The sequence below is a fragment of the Dokdonella sp. genome (assembly GCF_036518555.1).
Lineage (GTDB): Bacteria > Pseudomonadota > Gammaproteobacteria > Xanthomonadales > Rhodanobacteraceae > Dokdonella_A.
The window spans coordinates 24,977-35,696 of sequence record NZ_DATDMY010000183.1; the positions used below are offsets into that span (position 1 = coordinate 24,977).

General features: G+C 68.4%; 10 protein-coding genes. 1 reads left to right on the top strand and 9 read right to left on the bottom strand.

Features of this window, described 5'->3' with window-relative positions:
* Positions 1 to 22: 22 nt before the first annotated feature.
* The 8 genes from bamA to pyrH form a co-directional block, all read right to left on the bottom strand.
* Positions 23 to 2,419: an outer membrane protein assembly factor BamA gene (gene bamA / locus VI238_RS10560; RefSeq protein WP_331651089.1), complete on the bottom strand. Its 2,397-nt coding sequence runs from the start codon at positions 2,417 to 2,419 to the stop codon at positions 23 to 25.
* Between the two features lie 80 nt (positions 2,420 to 2,499).
* On the bottom strand, positions 2,500 to 3,873 hold the full coding sequence (rseP, locus tag VI238_RS10565) for an RIP metalloprotease RseP (RefSeq protein WP_331651091.1): 1,374 nt from the start codon (positions 3,871 to 3,873) through the stop codon (positions 2,500 to 2,502).
* Between the two features lie 14 nt (positions 3,874 to 3,887).
* The gene (locus VI238_RS10570; protein ID WP_331651093.1) at positions 3,888 to 5,066 is read right to left on the bottom strand and encodes a 1-deoxy-D-xylulose-5-phosphate reductoisomerase; all 1,179 of its coding nucleotides are present in this window, start codon (positions 5,064 to 5,066) and stop codon (positions 3,888 to 3,890) included.
* Positions 5,063 to 5,893 (bottom strand): phosphatidate cytidylyltransferase, encoded by an 831-nt coding sequence (locus VI238_RS10575; protein WP_331651095.1) that lies wholly within the window; start codon positions 5,891 to 5,893, stop codon positions 5,063 to 5,065. The genes VI238_RS10570 and VI238_RS10575 overlap by 4 nt, the downstream gene beginning before the upstream one ends.
* A 7-nt stretch (positions 5,894 to 5,900) precedes the next feature.
* The gene (uppS, locus tag VI238_RS10580) at positions 5,901 to 6,641 is read right to left on the bottom strand and encodes a polyprenyl diphosphate synthase (RefSeq protein ID WP_331651097.1); all 741 of its coding nucleotides are present in this window, start codon (positions 6,639 to 6,641) and stop codon (positions 5,901 to 5,903) included.
* Between the two features lie 159 nt (positions 6,642 to 6,800).
* Complete coding sequence (gene frr, locus VI238_RS10585; protein WP_331651099.1) at positions 6,801 to 7,358, bottom strand: ribosome recycling factor; 558 nt, start codon at positions 7,356 to 7,358, stop codon at positions 6,801 to 6,803.
* A gap of 198 nt (positions 7,359 to 7,556) precedes the next feature.
* Positions 7,557 to 7,889 (bottom strand): hypothetical protein, encoded by a 333-nt coding sequence (locus VI238_RS10590; RefSeq protein ID WP_331651101.1) that lies wholly within the window; start codon positions 7,887 to 7,889, stop codon positions 7,557 to 7,559.
* 206 nt (positions 7,890 to 8,095) lie between these two features.
* Positions 8,096 to 8,818, bottom strand: coding sequence for a UMP kinase (pyrH, locus tag VI238_RS10595; protein WP_331651103.1), 723 nt, complete (start codon positions 8,816 to 8,818; stop codon positions 8,096 to 8,098).
* A gap of 143 nt (positions 8,819 to 8,961) precedes the next feature.
* Here pyrH and VI238_RS10600 point away from each other — a divergent pair, with 143 nt between their 5' ends.
* Positions 8,962 to 9,633 carry a trimeric intracellular cation channel family protein gene (locus tag VI238_RS10600; RefSeq protein ID WP_331651107.1) on the top strand — a complete coding sequence of 224 codons (672 nt, stop codon included), beginning with the start codon at positions 8,962 to 8,964 and terminating at the stop codon, positions 9,631 to 9,633.
* 204 nt (positions 9,634 to 9,837) lie between these two features.
* Here the strand turns inward: VI238_RS10600 and tsf are convergent, their stop codons facing one another.
* Complete coding sequence (gene tsf / locus VI238_RS10605) at positions 9,838 to 10,713, bottom strand: translation elongation factor Ts (RefSeq protein ID WP_331651108.1); 876 nt, start codon at positions 10,711 to 10,713, stop codon at positions 9,838 to 9,840.
* Positions 10,714 to 10,720: the final 7 nt, after the last annotated feature.

Here is a 10,720-nt window from a genome sequence, read left to right on the forward strand (position 1 = left end):
GTCGACGGCGTCCGTGCGATCCCTAGAACGTGTTGCCGAAGGTGAACTGGATCGTCTCGGTGTCGTCGCCGGGCTTCTTGCGGATCGGGCGGGCGATGTTGATGACGATCGGGCCGACCGGTGCGCGCCAGGTGAACGAGAGACCCGCCGAAGCGCGCAGCTGGTCGGCGCTCCAGCTCTTGTAGACGCGGCATTCCGGCAGCGCGCACAACTTGTTCTGGAACACGTTGCCGACGTCGATGAACGCGGACAGGCGCGTCGCGTCGCTATTCTCCTTCACGAACGGGGTCGGGAAGATGATTTCCGCCGAAGCGACGAACTTGAGCGCGCCACCGAGCGGCAGGCGGCAGTTCTTGTCCGTCGGCGGGCAGGTCTCCGGACTCAGCACGGCGAACGGGCCGAGCGTGTTGTCGCGGAAACCGCGCACGTCCGTCACGCCACCGGCGTAGAAATTCTCGAAGAACGGCAGGCCCGAGATGTCGGCGCGATAACGCGGATGATCCGGCGACAGCACGCTCTTCGGGTCCTTGTAGGTATCGCCGTAGCCGACGCCGAAGTGGCCGAAGAAGGTCAGGTTGTCGGTCATGCGCAGGTACTGCGCGAAGCGGTAGTTGACCTTGTAGTACTGCACGGTCGAGCCGGGCAGGGTCATTTCGAGGGACACCGACTGGAGCGAGCCGCGGGTCGGGTTCCAGAAACGGTTGCGCGTATCGTGCGCCCACGACCATTGCATGTTCCAGGTGTGGAACGTGCGGTGGCCGAGGTTGTCGATGTAGTCGATGATCGCCTGGGGCGTGTAGAACGCCAGCGTGTCGACGCCGGTCTTGCTGAGGCCCATCTGCGCATTGATCGAGTCGGATTCGCTGATCGGGATGCCGAGATAGATGTCGAACGCGTCGGTACTGGTCAGGTAGCTCGCGAGGTTGTTCTCGCTCGCATCGAGCTTCGTGTGCTGGATGTCGTAGCCGATGCCGATGCCTTCGTCCGTGAGGTACGGCTCGAAGTAGGACAGCTGGTAGCGCTCGATGAAGTTGCTCTTCTGCGCGTTGACCGAGATGCGGTCGCCGGTACCGAAGAAGTTGTTCTGGGTGACGCCGATGCTGGCGATCAGGCCCTGCACCTGCGAGTAACCGAGGCCGAAGGTGAACTGGCCGGAATTCTGTTCCTCGACCGCGACCGTCACGTCGACCTGGTCGTCCGTGCCCGGCACCTTGGGCGTGTCGATCTCGACCTTGCTGAAGAAGCCGAGGCGCTGCAGGCGGATCTTCGAGCGGTCGATCGCCGCCTGCGAATACCACGAGCCCTCGAGCTGGCGCATCTCGCGCCGCATCACCTCGTCCTCGGTGTGCTGGTTGCCCTTGAACACGACCTGGCGCACGTAGACGCGCTTGCCCGGGTTGATGAAGAAGTTGAGGCTGACCTCGCGCTTGTCCTTGTCGATGGTCGGGATCGGCTGCACGTCCGCGAACGCGTAGCCGATGTTCGACAGCGCGGAGACGATCGCGTCGACGGAGCGCTCGACCTTCGCGCGCGAAAACACCTCGCCCGCCTTGATCTGCAGCATCCTGCGCAGGTCCTCTTCCTTGAGGATCAGCGCGCCCGTCAGCTTGATGTCGCTGACCGCGTACACCTCGCCTTCCTTGATGTTGGCGCTGACGTACATCTTGCGCTTGTCGGGGCTGATGCTGACCTGGGTCGACTCGACGCTGAAGTCGGCGTAGCCGCGGTCCATGTAGTACGACTGCAGCTTCTCGAGGTCGCCCGAAAGCTTCTCGCGCGAATACTGGTCGTCCTTCGTGTACCACGACGTCCAGTTCGACGTGTTCGACTCGAACTCGTCCTCGATCTGCTTGTCGGTGAAGACGGTATTGCCCACCACATTGAGGTGCTTGATCTTCGCGGCCTTGCCTTCGGCCACGTTGATCGCGACCTCGACGCGGTTGCGGTCGAGGTTGACCTTGGAGGTCTTGACCGAGACGTTGTACTTGCCGCGGTTGTAGTACTGGCGGGTCAGCTCGTCCTGCACCTCGGCGAGCTTGAGCGGGTCGAACGCCTCGCCCTCGGCGAGGCCGATGCCCTTCAGGCCCTTGAGCAGGTCGGCTTCCTGGATGTCCTTGTTGCCGCGGATCGCGATCTTGGTGATCTGCGGCCGCTCCTTCACGGTCACGACGAGGATGTCGCCCTGTCGCGACAGCTGCACGTCGTTGAAGAAGCCGGTCTTGTACAGCGCGCGGATCGCCTGGTTCGCGCGCTCGGGCGTCAGCGCGTCGCCCTTCTCGACCGGCAGGTACGTGAACACCGTGCCGGGGGCGATGCGCGACAGGCCGTCGATGCGGATGTCGGAAATCGTGAAGGTGTCGAACGCCGAGGCGTTCGCGGCGAAAAAGGCAAGCAGGAGCAGGGCGGCTGTACGCTTCATCGTCACTTCCGTCAGGGCATCGTCGGGCCCGCGACGGGCGCAGCCGCGGCCATGGTTTCGTTATGGGGCAGGCCCGCGGGTCAGGACACGTTCCGCAGGATGTCGTTGTACAACGCCAGGCCCATCAGGCCGACGAGCAGGACCAGTCCGACGTACTGGCCGGCGATCTGCACGCGGTCGCTGAGCGGGCTGCCCTTTATGGATTCGATAAGGTAATACAGCAGGCCGCCGCCGTCCAAGATCGGGATCGGCAGCAGGTTGAGGATGGCCAGGCTGAGCGAGATCGCGGCGAGGAAGGTCAGGAACCAGACGAGGCCGCCCTGGGCCGAGCTGTCCGCGGCCTGGGCGATCGAGATCACCCCGCCGAGGTTCTTCACCGACGCCTGTCCGGTGACCATGCGGCCGAGCAGGCCTAGGGTATCGCGCGTCTGGTTCCAGGTCTCGGAAAACGCCTTGCCGAGCGCGGCGAGCGGGCCGTAGCGCAGCGTCGCGTCGTAGAGGAGCTCGACCGGCTTCACGCCGACGCCTATCAGCCAGCGCGGCTTGGCGTCGGCCGCGCCGGGGTCCGGTTCGCCCTGTTTGGGCATGACCGCGAACGCCTGCACGCGCCCATCCCGCTCGACCGACACCTCCAGCGGACGGTCGGCTGCGGCATGCTTCTGGATCGCATCGGATACGTCGCGCCAGTCCTTGATCGGGTCGCCCGCGATCGACACGATGCGGTCGCCCGGGGCGAGCCCCGCCTTCGCTGCGGCGCCGTCCGCGGAAACGTCGCCGATCACCGGCGGAATCGGCTGCCGCGGCGGTGCCAGGCCGATCTCGACCGGCAGGCGGCGTTCGTCGACGTCCGCCGGCAGCTTCGACAGCGCGAGCGTGCGCTGGTGCGCGGTGCCCTGCGCGTCGACGACGTCGACGACGACGTCGCGCCGGTCCAGGCCGGCGCCTGCGAGCGCGCCGATCGCGTTCGACCACGTGTCGACCGTGCGACCGCCGACCGCGGTGATGCGCTCGCCGACCTGGAAGCCCGAGCTGGCCGCGACGTGGTCGACGCTGCCGATCAGCGGCTGCAGGTCCGGCTTGCCGATCATGAAGACGAACCACAACGCGGCGATCGTGAAGGCGAGGTTGAACACGGGACCGGCCGCCGTGATCGCCATGCGCGCCCCGACGGATTTGCGATCGAACGCCCCGGCGAGGCCGGTCGGGCCGACCGTGCCCTCGACCTCGCGCGTGTCGAGCATCTTCACGTAGCCGCCGAGCGGGATCGCCGCGATCACGAACTGCGTGCCGTGGCGGTCGAATCGCGACCACAGCGCCGGGCCGAAGCCGACCGAGAACTTCAGCACCTTGACGCCGAGGCGGCGCGCGACGACGAAGTGGCCGTATTCGTGGAACGTGATCAGCAGGCCGAGGGTGACGATCAGCCACCAGACCGGACCGAGGATATGGCTCATGGGCATGCGTGGGATCAGGCGGACAGGGCGGCGATCATACGTTGGGCCTGCCTGCGCGCAGTTAAATCGGCGTCAAGGATCGCCGCCAGGTCGGCCGGGGCCTCGCCCGAGGCGCCGGCAAGGCAGCGCTCGATCGTCTCGGCGATCGCGAGGAACGGCAGCCGTCCATCGAGGAACGCGGCGACGGCCTCCTCGTTCGCCGCATTGAGCACGATCGTCGCCGTGCCGCCAGCGGCGAGCGCCTCGTAGGCGAGCGCAAGGCAGCGGAACGTCGTCAGATCGGGCGCCTCGAAATCCAGCCGTGCGGTCTTCACGAGGTCGAGTGCGGCGACGCCGGCGTCGATGCGCTGCGGCCATGCGAGCGCATAGGCGATCGCGGTGCGCATGTCGGGATTGCCGAGCTGGGCAAGCAGGGAACCGTCGGCGTACTCGACCAGCGAGTGGATGATGCTTTGCGGATGTACGACGACGTCGATGCGCTCGGCCGGCGCGCGGAACAGGTGGTGCGCCTCGATGACCTCGAGGCCCTTGTTCATGAGGGTCGCCGAATCGACCGAGATCTTGCGACCCATGCGCCAGTTCGGGTGCGCGCACGCCTGCGCCGGGGTGATCGCCGCAAGCTCGGCCGCGCTGCGGCCGCGAAACGGACCGCCCGACGCGGTGAGCAGGATGCGCCTGACGCCGATCGCGTCGAGGTCGCCGTGTTCGTGCGGCAGGCACTGGAATACCGCGTTGTGCTCGGAATCGAGCGGGAGCAGCGTGCCGCCGCCCTCGTCCAGCGCGGTCGCGAGCAAGGGCCCGGCCATCACGACCGCTTCCTTGTTCGCGAGCAGCAGGCGCTTGCCGGCGCGCGCCGCGGCGAGCGTCGACTCCAGGCCGGCGGCGCCGACGATCGCGGCGACCACGGTATCGCAGCGATCGCCCGCGGCCGCCGCGACGAGCGCGGCCGGCCCGCCTTCGACGCGGCACGCGATGCCGCGGCCGCGCAGGCGCTCGCTCAGGGCCGGGGCGCAGGCGGGGTCGGCGATCACCGCCAGCTCCGGCCGGAACCGCTCGCACAGGTCCGCCAGCGCGTCGACGCTCCGGTGGGCGGCGAGGACGCCGACACGGTACTTGTCGGGATGGCGCGCGACGACGTCGAGCGCGCTCGCACCGATCGAGCCGGTCGCGCCGAGCACCGCGAGTGTCTTCATCGGGCGAGCAGCAGGTCGAGCACGGCCTTGCCGGCGACGAACACCGGCACGGCCGAAAACACGCTGTCGACGCGGTCGAGCAGGCCGCCATGGCCGGGGAACAGCGTGCCCGAATCCTTCACGTTGGCCTGGCGCTTGAGCAGGCTCTCGATGAGGTCGCCGAGGATCGACGCGAGCACGGTCAGCAGCGCGAGCGCGAGCAGCGCGAGCAGCATCGCGCCGCGTTCGCCGAGCAGCCAGCCGCCGGCGAGCGCGACGCCGCCGCCCAGTGCGAGCGCTCCGTATGCGCCCGCGCGCGTCTTGTTCGGGCTGATCCGTGGCGCGAGCTTGGTCGTGCCCCAGGTCTTGCCGGCGAAATAGGCGCCCGTGTCGGCGGCCCAGACCAGGATGATGACGAGCAGCGCCCAATAGTGGCCGTGATCGGTGCTGCCGTGGAGCTGGACGAAGGCGAGCCAGGCCGGCAGCACGGCGACTTCCGCCGCGAGCAGCTTGAGCAGGGCATTCTCGCGCGTCGGCGCCGCCGCGTAGGAAAAGTGCCGCAACCAGAGCAGGCACACCAGCCACCAGGCGACCCCGGCGCCGATCGCGCATGCCGCGAGCGGCGTCGTGCGCAAGAACCAGAGCAGGCCGAGCAGCCCGGCATTGAAGGCGACGAATGCGATGCGCGCCGCGGTCGAGGACACACCGGCGAGGCTCGTCCACTCCCACATCGCCTGCAGCGAAATCGCCGCGATCACGAGCGCGAACCCGGCGGTCGGCAGCAGCAGGATCATCGCGACCGCGAGGGGGGCGAGCACGAGAGCGGTCAGCGTGCGTTGCTTGAGCATGCCGGCCTCAGCTCGCCGCGCGCATCTGCGCGGAGGTGAGGCCGTAGCGCCGCTCCCGCTGCGCGAATTCGGCGAGCGCCGCGTCGAGCACGTCGGCGTCGACGTCGGGCCAGAGCGCGTCCGTGAAATAGAGCTCGGCGTAGGCGATCTGCCAGAGCAGGAAATTGCTCACGCGCACTTCCCCGCCGGTGCGGATGAACAGGTCCACGGGGGGCTGTCCGTCGAGGCAGACGTGGCGCGCGAACAGCGCCTCGTCGATCGCGGCCGGGTCGAGTTCGTTGCGCGCCGCCGCCAGCGCGAGCGTTCGCGCGGCCTGCACGATGTCCCAGCGGCCGCCGTAGTTGACCGCGACGTTGAGGCTCAGCGCGGTGTTCGCCGCCGTACGCCGCATTGCGTCGTGCATGCGCGCGGACAGCGCGGACGCGAATGCGCCGAGGTCGCCGATGAAGTTGACGTGGACGCCGTTGCGGTCCAGCTCGTCGACTTCGCGGTCGAGCGCATCGAGGAACAGCTGCATCAGCGCGCCGACCTCCTCGTCGGGGCGCTTCCAGTTCTCGCTCGAGAACGCGAACAGCGTGAGCGCCTCGATTCCCTTGCGCCGGCAGTATTCGACCGCGGCACGCACGGCCTTCTGGCCCTCTCGATGGCCGAAGCTGCGCGGTCGATGGCGACGTTCGGCCCAGCGGCCGTTGCCGTCCATGACGATCGCGATGTGGCGCGGAAGGCGCGGTCGGGAATCGGAATCCATGCGTCACATTGTAGGCGCGGCTTGCGCCGCGGGCTGCTGCAGTGCTCGACCGCGAGTCGTTCGCGGCACCGATGGGCACGTCCACGGCGCCACGCCGTCGCCCGGCTTCCTCCTGGCGGTCGTTCGGGGCGATCGTCGCGCCGTGCGCGACGCCGTCGACTACATCGCCATCAGTTCCTCTTCCTTGGCCTTGACCACCGCGTCGACGTCCTTGACGTACTTGTCGGTGTACTTCTGGATCTCTTCCTCGGCGCGGCGCTCGTCGTCCTCGCTGATCTTCTTGTCCTTGAGGAGTTCCTTGGCCTGGTGCAAGGCGTCGCGGCGAACGTTGCGGACCGCCACCTTCGCGTTCTCGCCCTCGTGCGCGACGTGCTTGGACAGATCCTTGCGGCGCTCCTCGGTGAGCGGCGGCAGGTTGATGCGGATGACCTGGCCGACCGTGGTCGGGGTGAGGCCGAGGTCCGAGGCGAGGATCGCCTTCTCGACCGCGCCGACCATGTTCTTCTCGAACGGCGTGATCGTGATCGAGCGTGCGTCGGCGATCGCGACGTTGGCGACCTGGGTGATCGGCGTATCCGTGCCGTAGTAGGACACCTTGAGCGGCTCGATGAGCGCGGTGCTGGCACGACCCGTGCGCAGGCGCTGCAGTTCGTGCTTGAGCGCGTCCACGCTCTTCTGCATGCGTGTCTGCGCGTCCTTCTTGATCTTGTCGAGCATGGCGCGACCACCGTTTCCGTTGCGAGTGGCCGGCGAGTATAGCAGCGGGCGGCGCGGGCCCGTCCCGTGCGCGGCGCGGCGGCGCACCATCGGCCGCGGCGCGGTGAGGCGAAAGCGCGCGCCGCGATCGGCGGCGCGCGAAGCTCGCCACTGGCGGAGGCGGATCCCGCCGCGACGCGCGACGGGACCCGCAGGACTTCAGCGGGCGGCGACCGCGTCGGCGCCGCGGACGTTCGCCGCGATCTCGCGCACGAGCGCGACGTAGCGCAGGTTGACGCGTTCGTAGGTCGTCGATGCTTCCGGGTACGACGTGCGCGCCCCGAACAGCATGCCGATCTCGCGCGGACTGAAATGCAGGCGGATCTGCGCATGCAGCTCGGAACACGCCGGCGACGACGACGGCGGCGTGCAGTCGACCTGCTGCGACTGCACGGTGATCGCTTCGAGCGGGAGTTGGGTGCTGCCGGCGAGGGCGCTGTGGCACGCGCCCGTGGCGATCGTCGCGACGACGATGGCGGTCAGGGTCTTCATGGCTTGCTCCTCGATCTGCCGCAGGCAGGCCGGTCCGTGGCTGGCCCGTGGAACAGGGGATGTCCGGGTCCGTTCGGGCGGCGAAGGCGACGTGCGCCCTCATCGACACGATGCGCCGGGGCGGCAGGCGGGTTGCGTGCCGAAAGCTGGGTTTGCGCCGCGGCGACCGGATCGGGCGCCGAACCGAGGGTGGGTCGGGGGTCGGCTCAGCGTCCGCCGACGAGCGTCCCGATCGGCTCGCCGCGCATGATGCGCATGAGGTCCCCCTCGCGCGACATGTCGTAGATGCGCAGCGGGATGCGGTGGTCGCGGCAGAGCGCGATCGCGCTCGTGTCCATCACCTGCAGGTTGCGCTGGATGACGTCCTCGTAGGAGAGGCGTTCGTAGCGCGTCGCCGAAGGATCCTTCGCCGGATCGGCGCTGTAGACGCCGTCCACCTTGGTCGCCTTGAGCAACAGGTCGGCACCGATCTCGATCGCGCGCAGCGCAGCGGCGGAATCGGTGGTGAAGAACGGGTTGCCGGTACCGGCCGCGAAGATCGTGATGCGCCCCTTCTCGAGGTGGCGGATCGCGCGGCGGCGGATGAAGTCCTCGCACACTTCGTTGATCTTGATCGCCGACATCGTGCGCGCGTAGCCGCCGGCTTTTTCGATCGCATCCTGCATCGCGAGCGCGTTCATGACGGTCGCGAGCATGCCCAGGTGGTCGCCGGTGACGCGGTCCATGCCCGCTGCGGCGAGGCCCGCACCGCGGAAGATGTTGCCGCCGCCGATGACGACGCCGACCTGCACGCCCGCGCGTTGCACCTCGATGATCTCGCGCGCGAGCCGGCGCAGCACCTGCGGATCGATGCCGTAGTCGGCTTCGCCCATGAGCGCTTCGCCGGACAGCTTGAGGAGGATGCGCTTGAACTTGATGTCGGCAGGCATGGGCGATTCCGGCGGGCAAAACGCCGGCATTGTAGCGGCATGACCCGCGCGCATCACGTTATTTCGGACCGCATGGAGCGCGCCGCGCCCGCCGGCGCGCTAGAGTGCGCGCGGATGCATCGCGTCGAGGTGCGCGCGTGAACCTGCCGTTGCTCGTGTTGTCGCTCGACCTCGCCGGGACGTTCGTGTTCGCCCTGAGCGGCGCGACCGCGGGCGTACGGCGTCGCCTCGACCTGTTCGGCGTGCTCGTGCTTTCGTTCGTCGCGGCCAATTCGGGCGGCATCGCCCGCGACGTGCTCATCGGCGCCGTGCCGCCGGCATCGATCAGTGACTGGCGATATCTCGGCACCTCGGTGCTGGCGGGCCTCGTCACGTTCCGCTGGGCGCCTTCGATCGAGCGCTTGAGCAATCCCGTGCGCCTGTTCGACGCCGCGGGGCTTGCGCTGTTCGCCGTGGTCGGGGCGAACAAGGCGCTCGCCCATGGCCTCGATCCCGTGATGGCCGCCCTGCTCGGCATGCTGTCCGGCATCGGCGGCGGCATCGCGCGCGACGTACTGTTGTCGGAGGTGCCGCTGGTGCTGCGAGCCGAGCTTTACGCGGTCGCCGCGCTCGCAGGCGCGGCGGTGGTCGTCGTCGGCGATCGGTTCGGCCTGCCGGCGGCCGTCGTCATGTGCGCGGGCGCGCTGCTGTGCTTCGTGCTGCGCGTGCTCGCGATCCGCTACGCGTGGAGGTTGCCGGTCGCGGGCATCCGCCATGCGATCGGTGCGCATCCCCCTCGTGGCGCGGACAGCCACGACCGCGGCTCGGCCGATTGAGCCAGCTCGCTCGCGCGAAGTTCGCGCGAGCGTTTTTTGCCCGCTCAAGGGGGGGGGGCGGTGAAGCGGCAAGACGCCGAAGCGGGAGCTTCCCCGTCGTCGTTCAGGCGAACGCCGGGTCCCCGCGTCGCCGCAGATCGGCCAAGAAAAAAGGCCGCGGAATCCGCGGCCTTTCTTCCATCGATCAACGCGCTCTACGCAATCTCAGACCTGCATCGCCTTGGCGACTTCGGCTGCGTAGTCCTCGACCACCTTCTCGATGCCTTCGCCGACCGCGATGCGCTGGAAGCCGACGACGTCCGCCCCGGCCGCCTTCGCCGCGGCTTCGACCGTCTGGTCGGTGTTCAGCACGTACGGCTGGCCGTAGAGCGTGACTTCGTTGACGATCTTGGCGACCTTGCCGCCGATGATCTTCTCGAGGATTTCGGCCGGCTTGGCCTTGTCCTTCTCGCTCATCTTCGCGAGTTCGATCTCCTTCTCCTTCGCGAGGAAGTCGGCCGGCACGTCCGCCGCCTTGTTGTAAGGCGGGTTCATGGCCGCGACGTGCATCGCGACGCCGCGCGCGAACTCGGCGTCGCCGCCCTTCACCTCGACGAGCACGCCGATGCGACCGCCGTGCACATAGGCGGCGACATTGTTCGCACCGCTCGCCGCGATGAGACGACGCACCTGCACGTTCTCGCCGACCTTCGCGATGACCGCGGCGCGGGCTTCCTCGACCGTCTCGCCGCTCGGCAGCTTCACTGCCTTGAGCGCCTCGGCGTCCTTCGCCCCGGAGGCGAGTGCCGCCTTCGCGACCGCGTCGGCGAAGGAGAGGAAGTTCTCGTCCTTGGCGACGAAGTCGGTCTCGGAGTTGATCTCGACGAGCACGGCCTTGCTGCCGTCCTGCGCCATCGCGATGCGACCTTCGGCGGCGACGCGGCTGGCCTTCTTGTCGGCCTTGGCAAGGCCCTGCTTGCGCAGCCACTCGGCCGCGGCGTCGATGTCGCCCTTGTTCTCGGTGAGTGCCTTCTTGCACTCCATCATGCCGGCGCCGGTGCGCTCGCGCAGGTCCTTGACCAGGGTAGCGGTGATTTCCATGGTGTCC